The organism is Mycobacterium sp. ELW1 (assembly GCF_008329905.1).
GTDB lineage: Bacteria > Actinomycetota > Actinomycetes > Mycobacteriales > Mycobacteriaceae > Mycobacterium.
The window spans coordinates 1181083-1207858 of sequence record NZ_CP032155.1 but is presented as its reverse complement, the minus strand read 5'-3'; the positions used below and the strand labels follow the sequence as shown (position 1 = coordinate 1207858).

Below are 26776 nucleotides of genomic sequence, written 5' to 3'. Positions count from 1 at the left end.
ACCGACGCGATCAGTCAGGCTGCGACATAATCCCTTCCGAATGAGCGCCGCCGGCTGCGTGCGGCCAATCCCGACAGAAGCGCCCACGTCACGCCGATCGTCGTCCACATCACTGCTTGGTTCAGCAGCGAATACACCCGGAAATCGGCCAGCACCTGGGCCGGGAAGCCCTCGATCAGGATGCCGTCCGGTCCGGAGAGCGGGCCGGGAACCTCGTGGAAGCCGGGCAGCGCAGCGAAGGTGACCACCATGACCAGTCCGTAGCCACCGGCTGCCAGTGCGGTCGCCGGCCAACTCCCCCACCGCCGCGACCAGGCCAGCCCTGCGGCTGTCGCCACGCACGCCGCGATCACGGAGACCACCGTGATGGTCAGGAAGGCCGAACTTCGCGCGCCGATCGTCTCTTCCAGACCGACGGTCGGCGGATTCGGCGGATACTTCAGGCCCGGCACCAACGTGATCGCCCCGAACATCCCTGCCGACAACAGCAGCGCCAGGCCGGTGGGATCGGCCGTGCCCCCGCGTCGTTCGATCGCAGAGCGAATCACGCTGTAAGCCACCACGAACAGCACGCCCATCGCGACGGCGAAAGCAATGATCCCGACGGCGGCACCGAAGTTCTCTTGCACCGAGCGGCTGAAGAGCTCGTGGCCGTGGCCATGACCTTCTCCGGCGAGCTCGGCTTCTGCATGCTCGCGAGCGCCTTCGTAGCCCACCGCAGCGGAGATCAACGGTTCGATCAGCCACCGGCTGAACGCAAAGCAGACCATGCCGCCCATCACGCCGGGTACGAGATAGCGCACAGCCGCGGGCAATTCGGCGGTCAGTGGCACGGGAACCCCAGCAGGTGACGTGCGTCGTGCACGAATTCGTGGATGTGGGTGTCCGAGCCGAACACCGACACGGCACCTTGGTCATAGCCGACGAAGTAGTAGACGATCAGCGCGAGCAGCGTCAGCACAGCCAGCCGAAGCGGGGCAGCCAAAGTGTTTGCGGCCGCACGGACGTCGACGCTCGGCGTGCCGAGGGTGGGATTGGCTTCGTTCATCGAAGGGGTCCTCGCAGTTCTAGTGGTCGTGGTCTTGGTCGTGGTCGTGCGCGATGGCGTGATCATTGGCATCGGTGAGCAGCGGAGCAGTGAGGAGCTCGTGGCGGTCGACGAGCTTCTCGAGCGTGGCGACCCAGTGGTCGTAGTACTCCCATTGCCCCCGTTCGGGTTCGGGGGTGGCTTCCCACTCCCCGATCGTCGCGATCAGGGTCTGCTGGAACTCACTCCACGGGTAGTGCCGGAACTCCGAGAGTGCGAGCGCCAACCCGAACGCCCGACGCTGCCATTCGTGGTCGAACTGCGGAGCAGCCTGATCGGTGGTGCAGGTCTCGTGCAGCTTCATGACGCGGGACCCGCCAATGCCACGCCGATCATCGACTCGGTGGTCACCAGATCCATCAGCATCTCGTCGGTGAAATCCTCTGTACCCGAGGGTCTTTCGGGGATGACGAACCATCGCGAGTGGCCGCTGGAGTCCCAGACCTTGATCTCGGTGTCGTCCGGTAGATCGACTCCGACCTCGGCGAGCACCTTGCGAGGCTCCCGCGCGGCCCGCGACCGGAATGTCGGATCCTTGTACCAGTACGGCGGCAACCCGAGCACCGGCCACGGAAAGCAGGAGCACAGCGTGCAGATCACCAGGTTGTGCACCCCGGGCGTATTGGCCACCGCCTGCAGGTGCTCACCCTCGGCGCCGGCCATCCCCTCCGGCAGGTCCAGTTCGGCGACGGCCGCCGGGGTGTCGACCACGACCTTGGCGGCGAATTCGGGATCAGTCCAAGCCTTTACGACGATCTTCTTGCCGTTGAGCGGTGTCATCTCGGTCTCGAAGTAGGCCAGCACCTTGTCCACGGTCTGCGGCGTGATGACGCCCTTCTCGATGAGCAGCGCCTCGAGTGCAGCCACCTGCTTGGCGCTGATCTCCTCGCGGTCCGGCGGGTAGGCGAACTGTCCGGTCATGCTTTCTCCTCGATCGGTGCCAAATAGGCTTCGAACAACTCGGCGTAGAGCTTCAGCGGGCCGCCCTCGGCGCGCGGGCCCCAGATCTCGGCCGGCGCGAATTCGACGATGTAGATCGGCATCGGGTCACCGATGCCATCGCCGGTGTGGGTGAAATAGCCGTAGTCACCCTCGAAAACGCGTTCCACGGTGCCGACCCGTTCACGCAGGTAACCGGGCAAGCGGCTGTGTGCGTCAGCGGGGACATTGGTGATGCGCACCTGCGAGCCGACGGCGAACTTCGGGTGCGCGACGTCACGGCGCGGGCTGTCCCCGAGGCGCAGGTAGGCGATCACCTGGTCGTCGATCGCCGGCAGGTCCTCGGCGTCGGCGCCCGAGCCGGCCTGCGACATCCGTTCGGCGAGCTCCTCCTCGGTCACATAACCCTTGTCGATGAAGAACTGGGTGATGCCGCCCAGCCACTTCTCGTAGTAGCGAAACTTGAAGTAGTCGAACGGGTTCATCGCCTCGGCGCCGGTACGCAGGTCGGCCCACGTCCACTCGTCTTTGAAGGCGGTGGGCACGTCGTCGATGGGATACGCCGGCAGCGCGGCCCCGAGATGGTTCGACAACCCCATCATCGCGACGTGGATACCGAAGATGCGCTTCTCCCACTCCTCGACGAAGACCCGTTTCTCCAGGGTCAACGGCTCGGGCAGGCCTTCGAGGCCGCCGAGATAGTGCTGCAGTTTCATCAGGCCGGGCTTCCTTCCGTGTGCGGGGGTGCGGTGTCTGCGACCGGCTTCTTCGTCATCGCCGTGGCCAGGTACTCGGAAAGCAGGCCGAAGGACGCTCCGAGGACGCAGGCCACCGCGGCCACGAGCCCCGGGTGCGAGACGGTGGTGACGGTGATGTCGTTGCCGCGTCCGGCGACCGTCGACACCGTGGAGGCGAATCCGACGACGACGGCGGGAGTGGTGGCCAACAGGGGCAGCCACGACGCCTGCACCATGACAGCGCTGCCGACGCCGACAGCGATGGCGGTCACCAGCAGGCTGTCGCCCATCAGGTAGGCGGCGTACAGGCTGGCCGATGCGATGACCACGCCGACGATGTTCGACGAGACCGATCGGACCCAGCCGGCAACACCGCCACCGACGAAGAAGAACGATGCCCACGCCAGGAACACCACCCAGATCGGCACGGTGATGACTTCGGCAGTGAACGCGACTGCCACGCCGCCGAGCACGCCGATGCTCAGCGTCAAGGCTGTCCGAGAATCCATGGCCCACCTTCTTCGAAGGGTTGATGACTCGCTGCGGCATCGAAGCGGAGTACGGTGAAATCAGCCTCCGCCCAGGGGGTTTCAGCGGTGTTACGACTCGGTTGCTCGGCCCGCCAGGTCCGGACACGAAACACGCAATTCCGGACTTCGCGGTGCTGCCGCACTGTTCGCGTTGCCGTCTCACCGTGGTGCCGCTACGTTGACTTCACCTCGGATGGGGTCACGAGAGGACAGCACCGGGTGTCAGACGAGCACAGTCCACAGCGGCCGACCGCCGCGGGGCGTCGACCCGCGAACGCGCAGGGATCACCGGCGCCCAAGATCGTCGTGTTCGCGCTGTACGACAAAGTGACGCTACAAGATGTGGCCGCACCGCTTGAAATATTCGCGCGGGCAAACGATTTCGGCGCGAAGTACCAGGTTATCCTGGCCTCGCTGACCGGTGAAGCGGTCAACACGACCTCCTTCGTCACCCTCAAAGTCGATGTCCCGCTGGCCGAGGTGCCGAACCGGATCGACACGTTGATCGTGCCGGGCGGAGTGCCACCGGACTTCTACTTCACCCCCGGCGAGCACGACATCCCCGAAGAGCAGACACCGGACGTCGTGGCATCGGCCTTGGAGATGGTGGGCGAGCTGGCGCCGCGGGCCCGCAGGGTGGCCTCGGTCTGCACCGGCGCGTTCGTGCTTGCGGCTCTGGGCTTACTCGAAGGCCGCCGTGCGACCACCCATTGGGCGCACTGCCAGGAGTTGGCGCGCACCTACCCCGGGATCGAGGTGGTGCCGGATTCGTTGTTCGTTCAGGACGGCCCCTACATCACCGGAGCGGGAATCAGCGCGGGCGTCGACCTCGGTTTGGCCATGGTCGAAAGCGACTACGGCCCCGACGTGGCCCGGCGGGTGGCACGGTGGATGGTGGTGTTCCTGCAACGCCCCGGCGGCCAGGCCCAGTTCAGCGTGTGGACCGAGGCGGCGTCGCCGGTGTCACGGGGACTTCGCGAGATCCTCGACGCCGTCGTGACCGATCCGGCAGCGGATCACTCGATCGCGTCGATGGCCGAACGTGCCGCCGTCAGCGAGCGGCATCTGGTTCGCATGTTCCGCGATCAGGTCGGGTTGACGCCGTCGCGGTTCGTCGAGCAGGCCCGGCTGGAGGCGGCGAAGGTGCTGCTGGCGACCGGCGATCACGGCCAAGAAACGGTCGCACGGCGGGCCGGCTTCGGGTCGGCGGACACCATGCGCCGCACCTTCCGCCGAGCATTGGGCGTTTCGCCGAGCTCCTACCGAAGCCGTTTTCGTACGACCGGAATTCACCGCTAGCCCCGACACATGGGCCCTTTGTGGTGCCAGAGTGACAATTGAATATGAGCCAGCAAGCACGGATATATTTGCCTGTGCGTCAACAGATGGCTAAAGTCACAGCCGGGTTGGGTACTACCTCGGCACATTAAGGACTGCATCGTGACATCGAGCATCGTCCCGTCATTGTCAGCAAAGATTTGTGCCGTATGCGTCGGAGGGCCGGTGATCGCCCTCGTCATCGGTGCACCCGTCGCCCTGGCGGCGCCGTCCACCGGCACCGGCACCGCCCACAAGCAGGCATCGTCCGACAACTCGACCAGCAACGCCAAGCGGCACCCACGTGTGCACGCTGCCGCGGATCCGCAGCCCACACCCGACTTCGCCGTCTCGTTCAACGGACGCACTGTCGTCCAGACCGGCAGCGCGACGGCAACGTCGGATCCAGGATTCAATTTGGCGGTGGCGGGCGCGAGCAGCAGCGCGCACGCCGGTGGCGGTCTCTTCAATTTCGCGGTGGCGGATCACAACAGCACGGCCGACGCGACCGGCGGGATCCTGAACTTCGCCAGTGCCGACTACGACAGCCACGCAACCGCCCACGATGGACTCTTCACCGTGGCAACGGCCCAAAACGGCAGCACCGCAACGATTACCGGCGGAAAGCTCAATATCGCCGATGCCAACAACGGCAGCACAGCATCGGTGAGCGGCGGCGACCGAAATCAGGCGATCGCCGACGGCAACGGCAGCGTGGCCTTCGCCGGCAACGGCAGCAACAACGAGGCGACCGCATACTGCGGCTCGCATGCCGATGCCAGTGGTGGCGACAACTTGTTCGTGACCACACCGGCCGGCGGCTGTCAGTAAGTCCTGGGCATCAGTCGACCGAGCTGACCGTCGCGTCGCAGATCGGTACGTCGACGTTCAGCGTATGGGGCACAACGTCATTGGGTGCCGTGACGACCAGCTTTCCCCACCGCGCACACGCCTCGGACGTCGCGGAGTCGACGGCCGAGGCCGTGACGTCGGCAGTGGCGACGTCGCCGGGGTTGAGCGTCAGTCGATGCGCTGCGTTGGCGGGGCGGCGGGGCACGTTGATCAGCACGCCGCCGGCGGGCGTGACCAGATCAGCGCCCGGATATCCGACCAGTGTGCAGGCGTGTCCGGACGTGTTCGTGAAGGACACGGTGACCTGACGTTGTGCGCCGGATTCCTGCAATTGCCCGGCGGTGACGGTGAGGTCGTCGCCTGCGCATCCCCCTGACGCGCTCGGAGTGGACTGCGGCGTGGTGGTGGGTGTGGCCGTCACGGTGACGGTGGTCGGCGCCCCGGGTGGCGGCGTCGCCACCGCCGACGTGGTCGACGGTGGCGTCGCCTGTGGCGCCGGCGACGGGGTCTGCTGGGCGGAACAGCCGGCGAGCAGGACAACGGTCGTCAGGAGTAACACGGGTCGTGCGGATGTCATGTCACCATTCCACGCCGCCGCTGCGGCTACCGATTCCAATTGCTGTTTTCTCGCGACTGATCGTGGGCATTAGAGGACACATGAACAAGCTGGCCCGAGTTCGGCATGCCGAGCAGCGCGTCGTCAAACTCCAGCGGCGGGTCTGGCTGGCGCAGCTGTTGCTGTGGCCCACGATCATCGTCGGCACAGTCGCGTCGGTCGGTATGGGGGTGTGGTTCCTTCAGCGCCGATCGGGCGGCGGACGACACGAGATGCCGGAGACTCCCGGAGCGCATGAGGCAGGCGTTGTCGATGCCGGAACCGGCTCCGTGTAGCCGAAGCTGGCGTCGGTCTACTTGGTGAGCTCTGCGGAATTCGCCATCACCCTTCTAAACCGGTGTAGAACAGCGGTTATGTCCGATGGGGATCTTCTCGAACTTCGGGTTCACGGTGTGAACAACACCCCGCCGGTCAGCATGCTCTATGCCATTCAGCAGGAATATGGCGATTCGCTGGTTGGGGTATATCGAGAGCGACCCACCCCAGGGGTGGTGAAGGCGTTGTCGTGGGGCGGTCTCGCGCGCCTGTCGCCCTCGCTCCACATCCCGTTCGCGAGATGGGTTCGGGCTGTCGCGTCGGCCGCTTGGATCTTCGTGATCCCGTTCGGTTTGGCGAACGTCGCTTACTGGTCAAGGAAATTGACGATGCCAGACGACGATAAGCCCGCGAACGTGCGTTTCACTGCAGCATTGAGCCGGGCGTTCTCCCTCGGGCTCACCCTGTTACTCGTCTCGTCCGTCTGCTCAGTCAGCCTCGACATGGCCGAAAGCCGCATAGCGACGCTGATGAACCTCGACCACCCACCGACGTGGGTTGCGCTGTTCAAACACCATACGGACGAGGGCGACAGGTTGGCCATCTTGTCGCTTGCTCCCGCTCTGGTGATTCTGCTGCTATGGAGTCTGGCCACCGTCACCCGCGTCCGCTACGACAAGGGCGTCAAACTTCCGCCGCCGGCAGACGACAGGGCTAGTCACTGGAAGTTCGGCACCCCGAGCTTCTGGGACAACGCGGACTTATCGGCCCACAACGCCGGCATTCACACGGCTGCGGGCCTGGCACTGAGCTTGATGTGGACCGGCCAATTCTGGCTCGGCGAGCATCGCATCCTGGGCATACTGGTGATCGCCCTGTCCGGCCTGATCCTTGCGGGGTCAGTTGCATTGGCGATGACGGCGCCATTGGCCACTCAGGTCAATGCGATTGGCGCGCTGAGGAAATCAGCACGGCGCTTGCTCACAGGGGTGGCAGTCGCGACGTTCCTCGTGCAGTTCGTCGCGTTGATCTGCTGGCATTCGCCGACTGCCGAACCTGCACGGCTGGTGATGTTCTCATTGGCGCCCGGCATCATTTCCTTTCTCCTTCTCGTCATCGCAGTCTCGGCGTTGGGCTGGCGGCAAGCCCATCGCTGGGCGGCCCACGTGGTCGGCGCAGGCCTGTCTGTGCTGGGCGCGGCCGCGCTTCTGACCGTCCTCTACGGTCAGGCCGCGCACGTCGACACCACCCGCGCCGAGCAATCACTGATCGGCGCGTTGGTCGTGGTGGCCGTGGCCTGGGTGTGCTGGTTGCGCTGGCACGAACGCGCTCAAGAAGCGCAAGCATGGCACGGCTCCGCCCCGGGAATCCTGATGATCCTCGCGCTCTTTTCTGGGGTGCTGCTGTCCACGGTGTTCGTCGCCGCCGCCGCGGCACTGCTCAACGACGGGAAGATCAGCCTGAGCGATAGCGGGATCAGAACGCCACCAGCGCTTTATCTCAGCTTCGCCGCAACCTTGGGGCCGGCCATCGTAGCGATGATCCTCCTCGTCGTTCTGGTCGTGGTGACGGTCATATCGCGCTGCCCCGAGCCGGTGGAGCCGGATCTAGATCGCACCACCCAGCCCGGCGAACGTGAAATGGCTTGCCTTGCCGAGATTTCCGACTCGGCCCGACGCCAAGCCGGGTGCTGCGGAAAGACCCGCTGCATCAGACGCGATTGTCTGTATTGCCGTCGCCGCAGCACTCGCAAAGTTGCGTCGATGCTCCACCGCGCCGAGCCAGTCGCCGCTTGGCTCGCCGTCATCGCCGCGCTGGCGACGGCCAGCGGGCTGGCCACTGCCGTTCTGCAGTACCACGACGGTCCATATCGAGACGGAAGCGTCCTCGACTTCCTGCAGAAGACCGGCGTCATTGTGGCCGTTCTTAGCGGCGCGGTAATCGTCGGTCATGGCGTTTCCAAGGGCCGCCCGCTTGGCATCGTGTGGGATCTCATCTGTTTCCTGCCGCGCGCCGCCCACCCCTTCGGCCCTCCTTGCTATGCGCAGCGCGCGATTCCCGAACTCCACACCTATTGCCGCGCGTGGCTGGACAGCCCTCCGACTGGCGAGAGTGGCTCGCAGTCAAGACGTTTGATTCTGTCGGCCCACAGTCTCGGTGGTGTCCTCGCCGTCGCCGTAATCCTCTTGCTTTCAGATATGTACCGGGACCGAATCGCATTGCTGACCTACGGCTGCCAGCTACGCGCATACTTCAGTCGGCTGTTCCCGGAGTTGCTGGGTCCCCGGGTCCTCGGCGTGCCAGCCTCCAGTCCCGCCCGGCTGTTGCGGTGCCCGACGTTCCGGGCGCTGCCGCAACCGGAACCGAACAACAACGCACTACCTCCGTCTGTCCTTGCGACGCTGACGAACGTGAACGGGGAACGACGCTGGATCAACCTCTGGCGACCCACCGACTACTTGGGCTTCCCGGTGTACTCCAGAGAGCCGAAGAACCCGGTTGACCGTCCAGCGGACGAGGTGACGGCAGAGCACGCCGCGGACGGCGAGATCGTACTGCAGGACAGCGAAACTGACGTAGGAGCCTCGGCAACAATAGATCTCACAACAAGGCTGACATTCAAACCCGCCATCATTGTGCGGGTTGACACCCACAGCGACTACTTCCGCGCAGGCCAATACCCGGCTGCCGCACACCATTTGGCGCTCAGGCTAAGCACCGCGACCGCACAGCAGTAGCGTCCGCTACCAGATGCGGATCCAGTCGACGAGCATCGCCGCCGGCCAGGTGCCCTGAGAGGGGTCACCGCCACCAGGTCCCCCGACAGCGAGATTGAACATCGGCGACAGCCAATACCCGGGATTGTTGAACGGCCAGCGCAGGTCGGTGGGGTTGCCGTGGACCGGGATCGGCTTGGGCGGCACGGTGAAGTACGGCTTCGCGCCGTCGACGTAGTCGCGCCAGAACTTGAATCCGTCAGCATCCCAACGCATCCGCCAGGTGTGCCAGCCGCCGTCGATCAGCCCCGCAATCGACTTGCTCTCCCACGTCTTGCCGTTCGATGCCGCGTGGACGGTGGTTCCCGGCGCCCAGCTGCGGTTGCCGTAGAACTCGAAGATGTCGACCTCGCCGTCGGGCAACGGGTCTTCGTTGACCGCCCAGTACGCGGGCCAGGCCCCCGAGGTCAGGCAGTCCAGCTTGGCCCGCGCTTCCCAGGTGTGACCCATGGGGACTCGCCAGTTTCCCCGCACCTTGCCGCTGAAGTACTGATCGTCTTCGTGGGTGGCCAGGAGCACGAGGTTGGAGTTTCCGTCGAGAAACACGTTGCGCCGGTCGTCGCGGTACTGGCTCTCTACCGGTGGCCAGACATCGTCCTGCCAGTTCTGAACCGACCAATTCGCCGGGTTCGGGGCCGACCCCGCCGGCCCGTCGAAATCGTCCTGGAACAGGTAAGGGGCTTCCGCGTTTGCACTGGGAAGCGGGAGCGCAGCGGCCAGCAGGCCCAGCCCCGACATCAACATCATGCTTCGACGGTCCATTTCGGGCACGGCTCGACCATAAAGCAGTGGGCCCGCTCGGGCGCGGATTTGGTCAGTCGAAGATGTCCCCGTCGAGGTAGAACCAGCGATGGGCCCGCACGGCGAAGCGGGACCGCTCGTGCAACATCCCAGGTCGGGGGCCCTGCCGGTACCGTGCCCGGAATTCGACCTCCCCGGATTCGTCACCGGGCTGCCCGTCTGCGGTGTCGACGATCTCCAGCCCGATCCAGGTCAGCCCGTCGGTCGGGGTAAGCGAATCGGGGCGGGTGCGTGGATGCCAGGTCTGCCACACGTAGTCGAGGTCGCCGACGGCGTAGGCGCTGTATCGGGACCGCATCAGCTGTTCGGCGGTGCCGGCCTGGCTCTCGCCCCGGTGCAGCGGCAGGCAGCAGCGGCCGAACGGTGCGCCGGACCCGCACGGGCAGGCATCGGTCGGGCGCATGCAGGCGTCAGGCCGCGGGCTTGTGATACGTGACGAGGTTGACGTCGCAGTACTCCTTGGTGAACATCCCCTGGCAACCGCGGAGGTACTTCATGTAGCGGTCGTAGACCTCTTCGGATTGGATCTCGATTGCCTTGTCGCGGTTGGCTTCTAGAGCATCTCCCCAGATGCCGAGGGTCTTGATGTAGTGCGGTCGCAGCGACAGCACCTCCGGGACGGTGAATCCGGCTGCCTCGCCGCGTTCCTGCATCATGGTGGCCGTCGGGATGCGACCGCCCGGGAAGATTTCGGTGAGGATGAACTTGACGAACCGCAGACCCTCGAACGTGATGGGCGTGCCGCGCTCGGCCATCTCGTAGGGGTGGTAGCTGGTGGTGCTCTGGATCGTCATGCGCCCGTCGTCGGGCAGGATGTTGAAGCAGTTCTTGAAGAAGTGGTCGTAGCGCTCGAAGCCGAAGTGCTCGAATGCCTCGATCGACACGATCCGGTCGACGGGTTCAGTGAACTCTTCCCAGCCGTGCAGTTGAACGTCGTAGGTCCGCCCGGAATCGACCGCGCCGAGCAGCTTCGTGGTGTGCGCATGCTGGTTCTTCGACAGCGTGAGGCCGATGACGTTGACGTCGTATTTCTCCATCGCGCGTTTCATGGTGGCGCCCCACCCACAGCCGATGTCCAGCAGCGTCATCCCTGGCTTCAGGTCGAGCTTGTCCAGGTTCAGATCGATCTTGGCGATCTGGGCTTCTTCCAACGAGAGGTCGGCGGGTTCGAAGTAGGCGCAGCTGTACGTTCGGGTCGGGTCCTGAAACAGGCCGAAAAAGTCGTCGGACAGATCGTAGTGAGCTTGGATGTCCTCGAAGTGAGGCCGCATCGTCGAAGTGGATTCGTTGTCGGGCATGGTGCGTATGCCCTCCCGTCTGGGATGGGTGAAGCGATCGCCTGGTGGCTCGCACCCTACGCGGTGCGGGTGCCCCGACGCGTCATTTCGGGCGCCGGCGGGCTAGGCGCCGACCAGCTCCGGGCGGAACTTGGCTGCCATCCGCCGCATCCCGTCGCGCCAGTCGACGCTGGTGCCACCGATGAGCTCATGCATTTTGGTGACATCCAACGGATTGCCGCGCAGCGCTTGATCGCTTTCCTCGAAGACCGGTTCCGTGCCGACGAGCGATCCGAGGAAGGTGCACCATTCCTGGACGCTGACGTATTGGTCGCCGCCCCAGTTGACGGTGGTCGCCGGAACCGAGGCCACCTCAAGTAATTTCGGGATCATCGCGATGATGTCGTCTTCGTGGATCGGGTTGTAGACGGCCGGCCCGCCGGGCGGAACGGGGACGGGCATGCCGCTCAGCATCATCTCCATCTGGAAGTACGGCCAGCCGCCGTTGTCGCCGTAGGGAACATTGAGCCGCGCGATGGTGGTCGGCACGCCGAGGGCCCGTGCCATGGTCGCGACGACGGTCTCACCCGCGATCTTGGTGATGGAGTAGGTGGGCAGCAGGCTCTTGTGGTTGTCGCCGTAGACGGTGCGTTCGGTCCGCGGCTCGTCGCCGGGTGGGTCATAGACCGCACCGGACGAACAATGCAGGAACGCCTTTACGCTGCGGCAGTGCGCCATGAGAAGACCAGCCGATTCCGCGTTGGCGGCGAGGTCTTTGTCCCACCGACCGCTCTTGGCCACCGCCAGGTTCAAGACGTAGTCGAAATCGGATGGCAACCCGGTGAAGTCCCCGGCCGCCATGTTGACGGTCTCGCACCGGACGCCGGCCTTCTCGAGGCTGTCCTTGACCGCCGAATCGGTGAACCGGGCGATGCCCCACACCTCGTTATCCGGCGCCAGGGCCAGGGCCACAGGGGTGGCGACCTGGCCACTCACTCCGGTGATCAGAATCTTGGATCCGCGCATCGGCTGATGGTAGGCAGGCGGATGGGTCGGACGATCGATTTTGTCTCAGTGGACGCCAGCGTCGCTGTCGGGCATCGAATTGGCGTACAACGCAATGCAATGGCCCGAGCCATGGGCGAAGCACTCGCCGGCGGCCGGGCCTTTGTCGCAGCAATCCGTTGACCAGCAGTTTCGACTTCCCGGCCGCGGGTATCTGAATACAACCTGAACGAAGCCACTAAGTTATGTGAATCGAGTCTTGCAGGCTCGAACGAGCAGATCGAGTCACGGCCCCATCGACGAGGCCAGCCAACGCACGTCGGGAACGGAGCCACGAATTGAACGCCCGGATCTATCCCTTACTTTCGGCAATATTGCTTGCCGTAGCACTGCTGTTCGCACCCGGCGCCTCCGCGGAAAGAATCGCCGGAGCCGAGGATGCCATCTCGAAGGCCGAAAGTGCGCTCGGGTCAGACATGTTCGGCCCGTATGGGTGCGAGGCTTTCGTGGCCTATGCCTTCGACGTTCCACAGGCGAAGTACGGCTGGGATGGCGCCGCCGAGACGATGTACCAAACGCTGCTTCACCAGGGTGAGATACACACCGACATGGATGCCCCGCGAGGTGCGCTCGTCTTCAGCAAGAGCCCGTACGGCGCCCACATCGATATCGCCCGCGGTGACGGGACGTATATCTCCGGCGGCGTCCAGGGACTCAAGCGCGGGTACGGCGACGGGCACAACATCCAGATTCTGCCGAGTCCTCACGTGGGGTCCGGTTGGACGTACCGCGGTTGGAGTCTGGGCTACCCGCAGTAACTCGACGCCGAAGCGCCAGCCGGCCCTGAATCAGGGACCGACTGGCGCTATCGGGTGGAACTTACTTGCCGGCCTTCGCGGACCTGCCGGACTTGCCCGACGACGCCTTCTTGCCGCTTCCGGCCTTCGAATCGTTACCGCCGGTGGAGGATCCCGCCTTGGTGTCGCTCGACGACTCCGAACCGCCGGTGGCCGAATCGGTCGCTGCAGCGGCCGTCACGGCCGGCGTGGCCTTGGCGCTGGCCTTCGTGGAACCGGTTCCGCCAGTGGCGGATTCGGTCACGCCGGCGTCGGCTGCGGTGTCATCAGCCGCGCTCTCCGACACCGCCTTGGTGGCACCACGGGCCGACTCCGCACCCTGAGCCTGCGGCGCGGTCGACAGGGTCACTGTCGTGGCGGCAGCGGGCACCTTGGCCGCACTGATGGCGGCCGTGGTCGGCGGCGTCGCTCCGATTGCTTGGGCGATGACATCGCGTAGCTGGATCAGGCTGGCGATCGGTCCGCTGGCCAGGAACCCGAAGTCGGGGCTGTAGGGCGTCAGCAGGCCCGGGGCGGGCAGAAATCCGAGGATCGTGCCCGACCCGTTGAGGAAGCCGTCGACCAGATTCGCCGGGAGATTCACCAGGGTGTTGAGGACGGCACCCGGGTCGCGGGCGACCACGCCGTCGTACACGTCCTGCGTCGCCTGCACCGCAGCGTTGATCGTCGAGACCAGCGGGAACGTCATGGGCAGGACCACCTGGAACACGGTGTTGGGCAGTGTGGCGAAGGCCTTGGCGAAGTTGTTCACCGTGTTCACCAGGGGGACGGTCGAATCGGAAACGATCGTAACGAGGTTCAGCGCGAGCGGGATCACGACGGTGTTGTTGATGGTGCCGAAAGCGCCAACAATGTCACCGCTTTGGAGCTGGCCGCGAGCGGTCTCGATCGCACCGGGAACGCTTTCGAAGATCAGCTTGAGGTTCGCCGCGTCATTGGTATAGGCCGTCTGCAAGGCCTTCAGGCTCGCGAGCTGGTTCTCGACGATCTGCTTGAGGATTGGCGCCGGGCTGGCGGCGATCTGCTGGCCGATTGCACCGAGATTTGCTGCGGACTTCTGGAATACCTGTACCCAGTTCTCGATCGGGTTGACCGCGGCGCTGAGCTCGACGCTGGCCGACGACACCGACCGCTGCAGCGCCTGAACGTCAGGCATCGGCGGCGCCAGCGGTGAGATTGCGATGACACTCGCTCCGACAAGCGCGACACCAGCGGTGGCGTACGGACGAATGGCAGCGTTCATGACTCTCCTTTGACGATGTTTGGACCCCCTAAGCGCCAAAACGTAGCGCACCTTACTCATCAGTAAGTAGAGGTTCTGGAAACTTTCTTGCGCGTCGAAAGGACCCCAGATAGCTGAGCTACCTATGGATCTCTGCGGTCAACGCCGCTGTTCACGCCACCTCTGGCGACTCTGCGAGGTTGCCGGGTGGTGAACCGCAGCGGGCGAGCAGCTACCAATTGCGGCGCCCTAACTTACCCGTGGGTAAGATAAACAGTTTGCTGAAACTGTCGCCTAAGTTACTTTTCAGTACCATAACCAGGCTTATGTAAATTTGTTGGCGTTTGCGCGAGTCGGTCGACGCCGAGGGAGCTGCCGTGACCGCCGCCGACGCGGCACGGGACCGGAACAGCTCCGCCGGCAACCTCGACGCCAACCGCCTCAAACGGTTGGCACGCGCGCATTTGCAGGTTTGCTGAGGAGCCGCAAATTCTCGGCGCCCTCAGCTCTGTGCCGTCCGGTATCGGCGCGTCAGAGCTGGCCGCGGTGACAGCACGGAGCGTGCCGAAACGGCTCAGCCACCAGCGAACAAGCGATCATGCTGTGGCGCAGCACCTTCCAGGCTCGACACCTCGCTGAAGCGTCACCCCTTACTCGGGCCACGTGTTGTTCAGAATGAGGTCGACGAAGTCGACCCGCTCGAACGTCGGATCGAAGTGGGCAAGCACGTCGTCGTTCATCGTCCCGAAGGTGCTGTCCGGCCGATGACGCATGCCTTCGTGGAACGCCGCGAGGATGCGGTTTTTGAAGTCGGGCCGCGGGTGCGCGGCGGTCACCGCTTCCACGGCTTCAGTGGACAACTCGTCGCGACCGATGCCGATGACGTCTGTCTCGACGCCCGCAATGACCAGAGCGGTCTCGGGGTCCAGGAACTGCGGTACACCAGGGGTGGTGTGCAATGCGATGCCGAGCCACACCTTCCGGGCATCGGCGGCGTCGACGCCGTGCTGCAGCAGGAAATCCTGCGCGGCGTTGGCCCCGTCGACTTCGAAGCGCAGATCAGATGAGCGGTAGCGCTCCGTCAGGCCGAGGTCGTGGAACATCGCTCCGACATAGAGCAACTCGAGATCCGGCTGCAGCCCGAGGCGTTGGCCACGCAACGCACCGAACAGAAATACTCTGCGCGAATGGTCGAAGAGCAGATCGTCTTCGGCTTCGCGGACGAATTCGGTCGCTTCGCGCACCAGTGCGCTGTCGGGAATGGTGATGCCGGCGATCGTCTGAATCGACTTGGTACTCATGTCAACCTCCTGAGCTGGACTCTTACGGTCAAGTCAACGCAGGTGGAGACCAGATCACATACTGCTAATGAGTCATTCGGCCCACAAGATGCGACACAATAACGCAGTGGTCGCAGCGCGTCCTCACTCACGGGTGGTGGTGATCGTCGTCTTCGACGACGTGACGATGATGGATGTCGCGGGCGCCGGCGAGGTCTTCGCGGAGGCAAACCGATTCGGCGCCGACTATCAGATCAAGATCGCGTCGGTCGATGGGCGCGACGTGACGACGTCAATCGGCGTCCGCCTAGGAGTCACCGACGCCATTGAGTCCGTCGAATCCGCTGACACGGTGCTGGTCGCCGGCAGCGACAACATCCCGGCGTGGCCGGTCGACCCGGCGCTTGTCGAAGCTGTCAGGTCAGTGGCGGGGCGAACCCGACGCTTGGGGTCGATCTGTACGGGTTCATTCATCCTCGCCCAGGCCGGCCTGCTCAGCGGCCGCCGCGCAACCACGCACTGGCAGAACATCCGCTCGCTGGCCCGAGCCTTCCCCGACGTCACGGTCGAGCCCGACGCCATCTTCGTCCGCGACGGGGACATCTACACCTCGGCCGGAATCTCGGCAGGAATCGATCTCGCGCTCGCGCTCGTCGAACAGGATCACGGCACCGATCTCGTCCGCGATGTCGCCCGTTGGTTGGTCGTCTACCTCAAACGCGCAGGTGGGCAGTCGCAATTCTCCGCGTTGATCGAAGCCAACCCACCGCCGCAGTCAGCTCTGCGAGTGGTCACCGAGGCTATCGCAGCCGACCCGGGCGCGGACCACAGCGTGCGAAACCTTGCTGCGCGAGCATCTTTGAGCACACGTCAGCTCACTCGGCTGTTTCGGTCCGAGCTGGGGACGACACCCGCTGACTATGTCGAGATGGTCCGAATCGATGTCGCACGCGCAGCGCTGGACGCCGGCCGCACGGTGACCGATGCGGCCCATCTCGCCGGCTTCGGAAGCACCGAAACTCTCCGTCGGGCATTCGTCGAACGTCTCGGCGTCCCGCCAAAGGCCTACCGGGACAGGTTTCGAACCACAATCCGAAGCTGAGCACCGCGGCGCGAACCAGCTACTCCGGCCCGAGAGCTCAAGCCGCGCAGATACTTCCACCGCCGTCTGCCCGCAAGATCTGCCCGGTGATGTAGCCGGCGTCCTCGTCGAGCAACACACAGATGGCATGTGCGATCTCTGCTGGGGAAGCCAGTCGGCGCATCGGGATCGTGCGCAATAGCTCGGCCTCTTGCGGAGATCCGACCGGGCTGCGTGACCGGTACATCTCTGTTTCCGTCGGCCCGGGCGCGACAGCGTTGACGGTGATACCGCTCTGCGCCAACTCCCCCGCCCATATCCGGGTGGCGGCCTCCAACGCAGCCTTGGCTGCCGCGTACGGGGTGCGTAGTGGGGTGCCCATGGTCACCAGGCTGGTGACGTTGACGATCCGACCCCAGTTCTGTGCCTGCATGCCGGGCAACGCCGCCTGCGTCACCTGCACGGCCACCCGCACGTTCAAGTCATAGGTAGGCAACAAGTCGTCCAGATCGATGCCCCCGATTGCGCCCCACCGCGCGTAACCGAAATTGTTCACCACCGCATCGATGCGCCCTGCGCTCACGATCGACTCGAGTGTGGACGCCGTTGCCGCGACGTCCGAGAAATCGACCGTGTGAAACTCACCGGGGAAATCAGGTGGAGCCGTCCGAGCCAGGCCGACGGGCACGTTACCTGCTCGCGCCACCCGGTCGGCCACAGCGCGCCCAATCCCCTTGGACGCCCCCGTGATCAACACTCGTCGCACAGTCATCAAGAGCTCCTTCCGTCATGGGGTAGACCCGATTGGAATTCCACGGTCATGACTGCGGGTCCTCCACCTTCAGTTGGGATCCCGTGGGGGCGACGAAGACCACCAGCAGCTTCGCCTCATCGGTGTCGCTGATGTTCGCCGTGGCCACATGGTGGGCGCCCGGCGACTCGGACCAGCTCTGTCCCTGGTGGTACACCTGCGCCGGCGCGCCTTCGAGTTCACTGCTGACAGCACCTTCGAGGACATAGGCGTAGACGAAAGCGTTGCCGTGCCGGTGTGGCAGCGCGTGTGCCGCCGGCGGGAACGTCACGATCGCCGAGGTAAAGGTCTTGCCGGGTACATTCGGCAGACCCTCGGAGAACAACGGAGTCAGGTTCTCCGACGGCGCTTGCGCCGGGGAGTCCTCCGGGGTGGACCCTGCTGTGCCGCACCCAAGGGTCAGCGTCGCGGCCAGAGCGGTCACAAGGCCGGTGGCCGCCAGTACTCGTCTCATCACCGGTCCCCGTCCTGCTCATCGGCCACGCGGATGATGGTTTTGCCTGAGCCGCCGCGGCGCCGGGTGAAGGCCTCAGCGGTCTCGGCGAGCTGGCGCACGGTTCCGACGCGGGGACGCAGCCGTCCCTCTCGCACGCGCTGAGCTAACGCCTCGAGCTGGGCGCGGTCCGGTTCGACGACGAAGAAGACGGCGCGCCCACCCTTCGGCTGCGCCTTGGGTGGTGCCGCGATGGTCACCACCGCGCCGCCGGGGCGTACCAAGTCGATAGAACGCTCGAGGATGTCACCGCCGATGACGTCCAACACCACATCGACATCGCCGATACTGCTCAGGTCGGCGTCGCCAAGATCGACGAACGAATGCGCGCCGAGATCGAGCACGACGTCGCGGTCGTATGGCCGTCCCGTTCCGATGACTCGAGCACCGGCCTCGCGCGCGAGCTGGACCGCGATGGATCCCACGCCGCCTGCCGCACCGTGGATGACCACGGTCTGCCCGGTTCGCAGGCCGCCGTGAACAAACAACCCCTGCCAAGCGGTGAGTCCTGAGATCGGCAGCGCTGCAGCCACGACATGATCGATGTCGGCGGCCAGCGGTGCGAGGTTGCGCGCCTCGACAGCGGTGTATTCGGCCAGTGAGCCGTCGCGAGCCCAATCGGCAAAGCCGAACACGCGCTGACCGATCATGAGACCTGTTGTGCCGTAGCCCAACTCGACGACCACGCCGGAGAGTTCGTGCCCGGGAACACTGGGTGTGCGATCGCGGCCGGCGCGGTCCGTCCACGTGGCCGGCCACTCCAACTCGCCAGGAGTGAAGCCGGCGGCGTGGACGCGCACGATGACGTCATTCTCGGCGGCGTGCGGGTACGGCAATTCGGTGAGGGTCAGCCCACCGATGCCGGCGTCACGGTCTCGGACTGTAATAGCTTGCACGACAGCTCCTTTCAAGTCTGAATCTTGTGTCTAAGAATCTCGGGTCGTCTATCGCTGCGTGACTCAGCGGCTCAGCTCGGCCACGCAGAACCGAGAATGCGCTCGACAGATGTGGTGCGCCGGAAATCGGGGACGAAGTGCTCCAGGACGTCGGAGTTCACCGTCCCGTTGGTCGTGTCGGGACGGCCTTTCTGGCCCTCGAAGTAGGCCATGAGGAACTCGTTCTTGAAGTCGCCGCGTGGGTGCGCAGCGAGGATGTGATCCAGCTGGTCCGGGTCGAGCCGATCGAGCCCGAGCCCGATGACGTCGGTGAGCACACCGAGATTGATGGCGGCGATCTCCGGGCCCATTCGTTCCGGGATGCCCGGCGTGGTGTGCAGGGCGATGGCGGTCCAGACGGTGTCGGCCGCGGCGGCCGAGAATCCGTACTCGAGCAAGAAGGCGCGGCCATGGTCGGCGCCGTCGACCTCGAACCGCTGCTCCACGTGGGAGAAAGGCTTCATCAGTCCCGAGTCGTGGAACATGGCGGCCAGGTAGAGCAGCTCGGGATCGGGCCGCAGCCCCAGGTACTCAGCATGGAGCTGCCCAAAGAAGAAGACCCGACGGGAATGGTGGTAGATCAGCGGGCTGGTGTCTTCCCGTATGCGCAGGGTTGCCTCGGCGACCGCCGCGGTGTCGGGGATCTCCATCCCCGCAATGATCTCGGACATTCGGCCTATCCCTTCGTGGTCGTTGCCTTCTGCTTTCATGCTGACCCCGACCACGCCTCGGCCGCCGCATGAGTACGGACGTGAATCCCCCAATTCGCGACCTAGGTACTGGATGGGCACGTCGTTGCAAGCGCCCGTCACGATGCACATGGCACGACGGCCACTTGATGATGAATCGGCCGGCGGCATTCAGGTCGTCGCCTGGGAAATGACGCCAGGAGAAATCGGTGCCCCCAGTCGGACTCGAACCGACACTGTGCGGATTTTAAGTCCGCTGCCTCTGCCAATTGGGCTATGGGGGCGCACCGCGTGCTCGGCGCGGCATTGACGTTAGCGTGTGCGACTTCGGGGTCCGGCAACCAGGAGAGCCCACGTCACACCCCAGGTCGCCACGGGAAAGTCGCCAATCACCAGCGGGCGCTTACTGAAGTCATTGGTAACTCACAGCTTTGACCCAGTTCAGAGCCGGAATTCACAGCGAGCTGCGCTACGGTGAAAGAGCGACAGGGCCTAGCTCTTCTCGCGGAAAGGCCCGGCGGCCCCCCCGACAGCCGGGCTTTTTCCGTTTCACGACCATGTCCGCCTCACAACGGCACGACACCCCGGGGGAAGGGCTCCCGGGGTGTCGTGAGCTGGGCGATCAGGCCGCGACGGCCTCTTTCTGCGCCGGCGGATGATCGGTGTCGAGCATGGTCACCTCGTCGAATGGGTCGCGTCCGGACAGCACACCGTTGACCTTGGCCATATCCACCGTCTTGGTCCACGAACCCACCAGCAGAGTGGCCACCGCGTTGCCGGAGAAGTTGGTCACCGCCCGTGCCTCGGACATGAACCGGTCGATCCCCACGATCAGGCCGACGCCGTCGAGCAGCTCCGGCCGATGCGCCTGCAGGCCGCCGGCCAGCGTCGCCAGCCCGGCTCCGCTCACCCCGGCCGCGCCCTTGGATGCCACGATCATGAACACCAGCAGACCGATCTGCTCCCCCACCGACAGCGGGTCACCCAGCGCGTCGGCGATGAACAGCGATGCCATCGTCAGGTAGATCGCGGTGCCATCCAAGTTGAACGAATATCCGGTCGGCACAACCACACCCACGGTGCTCTGCTGCACGCCCAGATGCTCCATCTTCGCGATCAGCCGTGGCAGCGCCGACTCCGAGGACGACGTCGCGAAGATCAGCAGGTACTCCCGCGCCAGGTAGCGCACCAGCTTGAAGATCGACACCCCCGACACCATCCGCAGCATCGTCCCGAGAACACCGAAGACGAACACCACGCACGTCAGATAAAAGCCCAGCATCAACGTCAGCAGGTTGGTCACCGCACTCCAGCCGGTCAGACCCACCACGTTCGCCATCGCGCCGAACGCACCAATCGGCGCCAGCCACAACACCATCGCCAGGATCTTGAACACCAGCCGCTGCAAATGCTCGATCCCACGCAGGATCGGCTCACCCTTGGCGCCCATCGCCTGGATGGCGAACCCGACCAGCAGCGCCACGAACAAGCCTTGCAGCACATTGCCGTCGGTGAGCGACGAGAACAGTGACGTCGGAATGATGTGCTGGATGAAGTCCATCAAACCGCCTGACTCATGCGCCTTTTCGGCCAGCTCGGCACCCTTGGCAGCCGTCGACTCCGACAACTTGAGGCTGCTACCCGGATGCAGCAGGTTGCCGACCACCAGGCCGATACCCAAAGCGATCGTCGACATCACCAGGAAATAGCCGAAGGCCAGTCCGCCGACCTTGCCGACGGTGGCAGCTTTGCGTACCGAGCCGATCCCCAGCACGATCGTGCAGAAGATCACCGGAACGATCATCATCTTGATCAGGCTGACGAACATCGTCCCGAGAACGCCGACCTCCTTGCCCACCGAGGGCGCCACCAGGCCGACGATGACGCCACCGACGACCGCGACGATGACGGCGATATACAGCCAGTGGGTGCGATCCCGGCGCTTGGGCGCCTCGGGCTTGTCCTCGCCGCCTTGGCGATCCACAACCGTGGTCATGAGCGGTTTCCTTCCAGTCCTGACAGCTTTGGGTCTGCAAGGATGGTTTACCCTCACGTGACGCAGGTCACGCTTTAGTTCATTACGTTCAGAGGTGAGCAGTGGCCGTACTCCCCCGCTCGCTGGCCGGGCAGGCCTTTGCGCTGCAGGCTGCGGTGATCGTGCTGGTGGTGGTGGCCGGCAGTGCGTTGGCCCTGTTCGACGCCAAACGCCACGGCGACGAAGCCGCCCGCCAACAGGTGACGGCGATCGCCGTTGCCCTGGCCGACTCGCCATCCACTGCGGAAGCGATCGAAAGCGGTAACGCCGCACGCGTTCTGCAACCGGTCACCGAGGCCGTTCGCACCAGCACCGACATCGCGTTCATCACGATCATGGCGCCCGACCGCACCCGGTTCACCCACACCAACCCGCAGCAGATCGGCCAGAAATACATCGGCACAATCGAGCCCGCACTACGTGGCGAGACCTACACCGAGGTCTACACCGGCACCCTCGGCCCGTCGGTTCGCACCATCGCACCGGTGCGTAATGAGCGCGGCCAGGTCATCGGCCTGGTCGCCGCCGGCATCACGCTGGAAAGCCTCTCCGCGCGGTGGCGTTCGCAATGGCTGATGATCGTCGGTGTCGGGGCAGGCGCACTGGCGCTGTCCTTCGTCGGCATCTGGGCGATCCGACGGCGCGTCCTGCACCAGACCCACGGCCTCGCGCCCGACGAACTGCGGGTGATGTACGACCACCACGATGCCATCCTGCACTCGGTCTCCGAAGGCCTGATCGTGTTGGACCGCAACGGCGTCGCGCTGGCCAACGACGAAGCCCGACGCCTGCTGGCCCTGCCGGCCGGCCCCATCACACGCGCCGACCTGCCAGAGTTCCTGCGCGGCAACGACCCCGGTGTGCGCGACGAGGTCCGGCTCACCGATGACCGGGTGTTGGTGGTCAACCGATCCCAGGTCAGCGCGTCGGACTCCGAAGTGGTCACGATCCGCGACCGCACCGAATTACAAGGCGCGCTGGGCGAATTGAGTTCGCTGCAGGGTTTCACCGATTCACTGCGGGCGCAGGCCCACGAGTCGGCCAACAAACTGCACACCGTCGTCACACTGGTCGAGATGGGCCGTCCCGACGAGGCGGTCAAGTTCGCCACGCAGGAGCTGGCACTGTCTCAGCAGCTCGTCGACCGGGTCTCTGATGCCGTCGGCGAGCCGGCCCTGGTAGCGCTGCTGCTCGGCAAGACCGCCGAGGCCGACGAGCGCGGCATCGAGCTGACCATCACCGAGGAAACCCACCTGCCCGCCGAAGCGCTGCTGAGCCCACAGGAGATGGTCACCGTGCTGGGCAACCTGATCGACAACGCGATGGACGCCTGCGACCGCGACGATCCCTGGGTCGAGGTGACCATCCACCAGAGCGACGAGAGCCTGCAGATCCAAGTCGCTGACAGTGGCCCGGGTATGGACCCCGACACCTTCGCACGCGCCAGACAGCGCGGCTACTCGACCAAGTCCGGCAGCGACGCCGGACACCAAGGCCTTGGGCTCGCACTGGTCGCACAGATCGTCAACCGGCACGGCGGAACGCTCAGCGCCGACGTCACCTACGGCTCGGTGGTGACGGTGACCATCCAATGATCACCGTGCTGATCGTCGAGGACGAACCGCTCATCGCCGAAGCGCACAACGCGTATCTGTCTCGGCTGCAAGGCTTTACCGTCACCGGCATAGCCAACACCGCACGCGACGCGATGCGCATCGCCTCGGAAGCCGAGTCCCCCGTCGACCTTGTATTGCTCGATCTCGGCCTGCCCGACGCCAGCGGGATCGCCCTGGCCTCGGCGCTGTCCGGCCTGCGGCCCGCCCCCGACATCATCGCGATCACCTCCGAACGCGATCTGGAGATGGTGCGCGCCGCCGTCGCCCACGGTGCGCTGGCCTATCTGCTCAAACCGTTTACGTTCGCGGCGTTCCGTGACCGCCTCGAGCGCTACCGCCGCTATCGCGAGGCACTGCCGGCGGGCACCGAGGCGGCCAGCCAGGCCGAGGTGGACCGGGCGCTGGCCGAGCTTCGCAGCACCGACAAGTCGGTCGCCCCCAAGGGCGCCGCACCGGGGACCACCGATGAGATCGCCCGCGCGGTGCGCGACCGTGCCGACGGGCTGACCGCCGACGAGGCCGCGAAATTGGTTGGGGTATCCCGGGTGACGGCTTGGCGCTACCTGGAACGGCTGGCCGACGACGGCACCGTCACCCGCCTCACCGAATACGGCAAGACGGGTCGGCCCAGTACGCGCTACCAGTGGCGTTGAGTGGTCGAGGGCGAGGCGATAGCCGCTTCTCCACAACGTGATATCGCCGGTGATATCGCGTTCCGGAACAACCGACTGCCCACGCGGCGGCGCGGCCCGCCCGGCGCCCTCGCTGCGGCCCTTGCGATGCGGCTCCTCGCCCCCTTGCGTAGCCGGTCAACGCGTTACTAGGATGTCCTAGTATTCAGCGGCAAGGTCAGCCAAGGGGCAGTCATGAGCACAACCATTCAGCACTTCATCGACGGCAAGCGCAGCAACCTCAGCAGCACGCGCACCGCGGACGTCTACAACCCCAGCACCGGTGAGGTGCAGGCCCAGGTACTGCTGGCGTCGACCGCCGACGTCGACACCGCGGTCGCCTCCGCGGTCGAGGCGCAGAAGGAATGGGCCGCCTGGAATCCGCAGCGCCGGGCCCGCGTCCTGATGAAATTCATCGAGCTGGTCAACGCCAACACCGACGAGCTCGCCGAACTGCTGTCCATCGAGCACGGCAAGACCGTGCCCGATTCCAAGGGCGACATTCAGCGCGGCATCGAGGTCATCGAATTCGCCATCGGCATCCCGCACCTGCTCAAGGGTGAGTTCACCGAAGGCGCCGGCGGTGGCATCGACGTGTACTCGATCCGCCAGCCGCTCGGTGTCGTCGCCGGCATCACGCCGTTCAACTTCCCCGCGATGATCCCGCTCTGGAAGGCCGGTCCCGCCCTGGCATGCGGTAACGCCTTCATCCTCAAGCCGTCTGAGCGCGACCCGTCCGTCCCTGTCCGCCTCGCCGAGCTGTTCCTCGAAGCCGGCCTGCCCGCCGGCGTCTTCCAGGTGGTGCAGGGCGATAAGGAAGCCGTCGACGCGATCCTGCATCACCCCGACATCAAGGCCGTCGGCTTCGTCGGCAGCTCCGACATCGCGCAGTACATCTACTCCACCGCGGCGGCCAACGGTAAGCGGTCGCAGTGCTTCGGCGGCGCCAAGAACCACATGATCGTCATGCCCGACGCCGACCTGGACCAGGCCGTCGATGCACTGATCGGAGCCGGCTACGGCAGCGCCGGCGAACGGTGCATGGCCATCAGCGTCGCGGTGCCCGTCGGCGAGGAAACGGCAAACCGGTTGCGCGGCAGGCTCGTCGAACGCATCAACGAACTGCGCGTCGGACACAGCCTGGACCCCAAGGCCGACTACGGCCCGCTGGTCACCTCCGCCGCGCTCACCCGGGTCCGCGACTACATCGATGCCGGTGTGGCCGCCGGGGCCGAGATCGTGGTCGACGGTCGCGAGAAGACCAGTGACGAGCTGACGTTCGACGACGCCAGCCTCGAGGGCGGGTTCTTCATCGGGCCCACGCTGTTCGACCACGTCACCACCGACATGTCGATTTACACCGACGAGATCTTCGGCCCGGTGCTGTGCATCGTGCGCGCCCACGACTACGAGGAAGCCCTGCGGCTGCCGAGCGAACACGAGTACGGCAACGGCGTGGCGATCTTCACCCGTGACGGTGACGCCGCTCGCGACTTCGTCTCCCGCGTTCAGGTCGGCATGGTCGGCGTCAACGTGCCGATCCCGGTTCCGGTGTCCTACCACACCTTCGGCGGCTGGAAGCGCTCCGGCTTCGGCGATCTCAACCAGCACGGGCCGCACTCGATCCTCTTCTACACCAAGACCAAGACCGTCACCGAGCGGTGGCCGTCGGGTATCAAGGACGGCGCCGAGTTCGTCATCCCGACGATGAACTAGAGGGGTAATGAGCTTCTTCGCCCTCGACGATGACGATCGCGTGATCGCCGAAACGGCGGCCGCGTTCGCGATCAAACGTCTTGCGCCGCATGCCCTGGACTGGGATCACTCCAAGGAGTTCCCGGTGGACGTCCTGCGCGAGGCGGCCGAGTTGGGGATGGCCGCCATCTACTGCTCCGAGGATGTCGGCGGCAGCGGGCTGCGGCGCCTGGACGCGGTGCGGATCTTCGAGCAGCTCTCGACGGCCGACCCCGCGCTGGCGGCGTTCCTGTCGATCCACAACATGTGCGCGTGGATGATCGACACCTACGGCACCGACGATCAGCGCAAGTCGTGGATCCCGCGGCTCGCCTCGATGGAGGCCATCGCCAGTTATTGCCTCACCGAGCCGGGCGCGGGCTCGGATGCCTCAGCGCTGCGCACCAAGGCCGTTCGTGACGGTGATGCCTACGTGCTCGACGGGGTCAAGCAGTTCATCTCCGGCGCGGGCAGTTCCGACGTGTACATCGTGATGGCGCGCACCGGCGCCGACGGGCCCCGCGGCATCTCGGCATTTGTCATCGAAAAGGACACGCCCGGACTCAGTTTCGGTGCCCAGGAGGAGAAGATGGGCTGGAACGTGCAGCCCACCGCTCAGGTGATCCTCGATGGTGTCCGGGTACCGGCATCGGCGATGCTGGGCGGCGCCGAGGGTGACGGCGGCGGCTTCGGAATCGCGATGAACGGACTCAACGGCGGCCGGCTCAACATCGCGGCCTGCTCGCTGGGCGGCGCCCAAACGGCCTACGAGAAAGCGGGGAGTTATCTCGCCGACCGGCAGGCCTTCGGCGGCGCACTGCTCGACGAGCCGACCATCCGGTTCACGCTGGCCGACATGGCGACCGCGCTGGAAACCTCGCGGCTGATGCTGTGGCGCGCGGCCGTCGCCCTGGACAACGACGAACCGGACAAGGTCGCCCTGTGCGCGATGGCCAAACGGTATGTCACCGACGCCTGCTTCGAGGTGGCCGACCAGGCGTTGCAGCTGCACGGCGGCTACGGCTACCTGCGCGAGTACGGGATCGAGAAGATCGTTCGCGATCTGCGGGTGCACCGAATCCTGGAGGGCACCAACGAAATTATGCGTGTGGTCATCGGGCGGGCAGAAGCCGCTCGGGCCCGCGCATCGGCATGAGGC

The 26776-nt window shown here is 65.2% G+C and carries 28 protein-coding genes and 1 tRNA gene; 10 read left to right on the top strand and 19 right to left on the bottom strand.

Annotation, left to right across the window (positions count from 1 at the left end; genetic code table 11):
* Positions 1–14: 14 nt before the first annotated feature.
* Genes D3H54_RS05595 through D3H54_RS05570 form a run of 6 tightly spaced genes read right to left on the bottom strand, consistent with a single transcriptional unit; the run spans position 15 to position 3272 of the window.
* Positions 15–833 (bottom strand): CbtA family protein, encoded by an 819-nt coding sequence (locus D3H54_RS05595; RefSeq protein WP_149378220.1) that lies wholly within the window; start codon positions 831–833, stop codon positions 15–17.
* The gene (locus D3H54_RS05590) at positions 824–1048 is read right to left on the bottom strand and encodes a CbtB domain-containing protein (protein WP_149378219.1); all 225 of its coding nucleotides are present in this window, start codon (positions 1046–1048) and stop codon (positions 824–826) included. The genes D3H54_RS05595 and D3H54_RS05590 overlap by 10 nt, the downstream gene beginning before the upstream one ends.
* Before the next feature lie 19 nt (positions 1049–1067).
* Positions 1068–1391: a nitrile hydratase accessory protein gene (locus D3H54_RS05585; protein ID WP_149378218.1), complete on the bottom strand. Its 324-nt coding sequence runs from the start codon at positions 1389–1391 to the stop codon at positions 1068–1070.
* Entirely contained in the window at positions 1388–2008 is a 621-nt protein-coding gene (gene nthA, locus D3H54_RS05580; RefSeq protein ID WP_149378217.1) for a nitrile hydratase subunit alpha, read from the bottom strand. Before nthA ends, D3H54_RS05585 begins: the two co-directional genes overlap by 4 nt.
* The gene (gene nthB / locus D3H54_RS05575; RefSeq protein WP_149378216.1) at positions 2005–2742 is read right to left on the bottom strand and encodes a nitrile hydratase subunit beta; all 738 of its coding nucleotides are present in this window, start codon (positions 2740–2742) and stop codon (positions 2005–2007) included. The genes nthA and nthB overlap by 4 nt, the downstream gene beginning before the upstream one ends.
* Positions 2742–3272 carry a DUF1097 domain-containing protein gene (locus tag D3H54_RS05570; protein ID WP_149378215.1) on the bottom strand — a complete coding sequence of 177 codons (531 nt, stop codon included), beginning with the start codon at positions 3270–3272 and terminating at the stop codon, positions 2742–2744. The genes nthB and D3H54_RS05570 overlap by 1 nt, the downstream gene beginning before the upstream one ends.
* Before the next feature lie 321 nt (positions 3273–3593).
* Between D3H54_RS05570 and D3H54_RS05565 the strand changes: the two genes are divergently transcribed.
* Positions 3594–4592, top strand: a complete 999-nt coding sequence (locus D3H54_RS05565; RefSeq protein WP_149383354.1) for a GlxA family transcriptional regulator — start codon at positions 3594–3596, stop codon at positions 4590–4592.
* Between the two features lie 204 nt (positions 4593–4796).
* The gene (locus D3H54_RS05560) at positions 4797–5441 is read left to right on the top strand and encodes a hypothetical protein (protein WP_149378214.1); all 645 of its coding nucleotides are present in this window, start codon (positions 4797–4799) and stop codon (positions 5439–5441) included.
* 10 nt (positions 5442–5451) lie between these two features.
* On the opposite strand, the gene D3H54_RS05555 is transcribed toward D3H54_RS05560, so the two are convergent.
* On the bottom strand, positions 5452–6039 hold the full coding sequence (locus D3H54_RS05555) for a DUF4232 domain-containing protein (protein WP_149378213.1): 588 nt from the start codon (positions 6037–6039) through the stop codon (positions 5452–5454).
* A gap of 80 nt (positions 6040–6119) precedes the next feature.
* Here D3H54_RS05555 and D3H54_RS05550 point away from each other — a divergent pair, with 80 nt between their 5' ends.
* Both D3H54_RS05550 and D3H54_RS05545 read left to right on the top strand, forming a co-directional pair.
* Positions 6120–6353 carry a hypothetical protein gene (locus tag D3H54_RS05550; protein WP_149378212.1) on the top strand — a complete coding sequence of 78 codons (234 nt, stop codon included), beginning with the start codon at positions 6120–6122 and terminating at the stop codon, positions 6351–6353.
* 78 nt (positions 6354–6431) lie between these two features.
* A complete protein-coding gene (locus tag D3H54_RS05545; RefSeq protein ID WP_149378211.1) occupies positions 6432–9071 on the top strand; it encodes a hypothetical protein in 2640 nt (879 codons plus the stop codon).
* 6 nt (positions 9072–9077) lie between these two features.
* Here the strand turns inward: D3H54_RS05545 and D3H54_RS05540 are convergent, their stop codons facing one another.
* The 4 genes from D3H54_RS05540 to D3H54_RS05525 all read right to left on the bottom strand — a co-directional run bounded on the left by D3H54_RS05540 (position 9078) and on the right by D3H54_RS05525 (position 12214).
* Entirely contained in the window at positions 9078–9872 is a 795-nt protein-coding gene (locus D3H54_RS05540) for a glycoside hydrolase family 16 protein (RefSeq protein ID WP_168215038.1), read from the bottom strand.
* A gap of 52 nt (positions 9873–9924) precedes the next feature.
* Positions 9925–10314 (bottom strand): YchJ family protein, encoded by a 390-nt coding sequence (locus D3H54_RS05535; protein WP_149378210.1) that lies wholly within the window; start codon positions 10312–10314, stop codon positions 9925–9927.
* 7 nt (positions 10315–10321) lie between these two features.
* The gene (locus tag D3H54_RS05530) at positions 10322–11209 is read right to left on the bottom strand and encodes a cyclopropane mycolic acid synthase family methyltransferase (protein WP_149378209.1); all 888 of its coding nucleotides are present in this window, start codon (positions 11207–11209) and stop codon (positions 10322–10324) included.
* A gap of 102 nt (positions 11210–11311) precedes the next feature.
* On the bottom strand, positions 11312–12214 hold the full coding sequence (locus D3H54_RS05525) for an NAD-dependent epimerase/dehydratase family protein (RefSeq protein WP_149378208.1): 903 nt from the start codon (positions 12212–12214) through the stop codon (positions 11312–11314).
* Positions 12215–12567: 353 nt separating this feature from the next.
* Between D3H54_RS05525 and D3H54_RS05520 the strand changes: the two genes are divergently transcribed.
* On the top strand, positions 12568–13011 hold the full coding sequence (locus D3H54_RS05520) for a hypothetical protein (RefSeq protein ID WP_286199113.1): 444 nt from the start codon (positions 12568–12570) through the stop codon (positions 13009–13011).
* 61 nt (positions 13012–13072) lie between these two features.
* Here the strand turns inward: D3H54_RS05520 and D3H54_RS05515 are convergent, their stop codons facing one another.
* Entirely contained in the window at positions 13073–14293 is a 1221-nt protein-coding gene (locus tag D3H54_RS05515) for a hypothetical protein (protein ID WP_149378206.1), read from the bottom strand.
* Positions 14294–14922: 629 nt separating this feature from the next.
* Positions 14923–15573 (bottom strand): HD domain-containing protein, encoded by a 651-nt coding sequence (locus D3H54_RS05510; protein ID WP_149378205.1) that lies wholly within the window; start codon positions 15571–15573, stop codon positions 14923–14925.
* A gap of 88 nt (positions 15574–15661) precedes the next feature.
* Between D3H54_RS05510 and D3H54_RS05505 the strand changes: the two genes are divergently transcribed.
* The gene (locus D3H54_RS05505) at positions 15662–16654 is read left to right on the top strand and encodes a GlxA family transcriptional regulator (RefSeq protein WP_210419652.1); all 993 of its coding nucleotides are present in this window, start codon (positions 15662–15664) and stop codon (positions 16652–16654) included.
* A gap of 37 nt (positions 16655–16691) precedes the next feature.
* On the opposite strand, the gene D3H54_RS05500 is transcribed toward D3H54_RS05505, so the two are convergent.
* From D3H54_RS05500 to D3H54_RS05475, 6 genes are all read right to left on the bottom strand, one after another.
* Positions 16692–17405: an SDR family oxidoreductase gene (locus tag D3H54_RS05500; RefSeq protein ID WP_149378204.1), complete on the bottom strand. Its 714-nt coding sequence runs from the start codon at positions 17403–17405 to the stop codon at positions 16692–16694.
* A gap of 46 nt (positions 17406–17451) precedes the next feature.
* The gene (locus D3H54_RS05495) at positions 17452–17898 is read right to left on the bottom strand and encodes a cupin domain-containing protein (protein ID WP_149378203.1); all 447 of its coding nucleotides are present in this window, start codon (positions 17896–17898) and stop codon (positions 17452–17454) included.
* Positions 17898–18833 (bottom strand): NADP-dependent oxidoreductase, encoded by a 936-nt coding sequence (locus tag D3H54_RS05490; protein ID WP_149378202.1) that lies wholly within the window; start codon positions 18831–18833, stop codon positions 17898–17900. Before D3H54_RS05490 ends, D3H54_RS05495 begins: the two co-directional genes overlap by 1 nt.
* Positions 18834–18904: 71 nt before the next feature.
* The gene (locus tag D3H54_RS05485; protein ID WP_149378201.1) at positions 18905–19543 is read right to left on the bottom strand and encodes an HD domain-containing protein; all 639 of its coding nucleotides are present in this window, start codon (positions 19541–19543) and stop codon (positions 18905–18907) included.
* 228 nt (positions 19544–19771) lie between these two features.
* Positions 19772–19845, bottom strand: a tRNA-Leu gene (locus D3H54_RS05480).
* A 338-nt stretch (positions 19846–20183) separates the two neighbouring features.
* The gene (locus tag D3H54_RS05475; RefSeq protein WP_149378200.1) at positions 20184–21557 is read right to left on the bottom strand and encodes a cation:dicarboxylate symporter family transporter; all 1374 of its coding nucleotides are present in this window, start codon (positions 21555–21557) and stop codon (positions 20184–20186) included.
* Between the two features lie 101 nt (positions 21558–21658).
* Here D3H54_RS05475 and D3H54_RS05470 point away from each other — a divergent pair, with 101 nt between their 5' ends.
* From D3H54_RS05470 to D3H54_RS05455, 4 genes are all read left to right on the top strand, one after another.
* A complete protein-coding gene (locus tag D3H54_RS05470) occupies positions 21659–23191 on the top strand; it encodes a sensor histidine kinase (RefSeq protein ID WP_149378199.1) in 1533 nt (510 codons plus the stop codon).
* Entirely contained in the window at positions 23188–23865 is a 678-nt protein-coding gene (locus tag D3H54_RS05465) for a response regulator (RefSeq protein WP_149378198.1), read from the top strand. Before D3H54_RS05470 ends, D3H54_RS05465 begins: the two co-directional genes overlap by 4 nt.
* Positions 23866–24078: 213 nt before the next feature.
* Positions 24079–25599 carry a CoA-acylating methylmalonate-semialdehyde dehydrogenase gene (locus tag D3H54_RS05460; protein WP_149378197.1) on the top strand — a complete coding sequence of 507 codons (1521 nt, stop codon included), beginning with the start codon at positions 24079–24081 and terminating at the stop codon, positions 25597–25599.
* A gap of 7 nt (positions 25600–25606) precedes the next feature.
* Positions 25607–26773 (top strand): acyl-CoA dehydrogenase family protein, encoded by a 1167-nt coding sequence (locus D3H54_RS05455; protein WP_149378196.1) that lies wholly within the window; start codon positions 25607–25609, stop codon positions 26771–26773.
* Positions 26774–26776 lie beyond the last annotated feature (3 nt).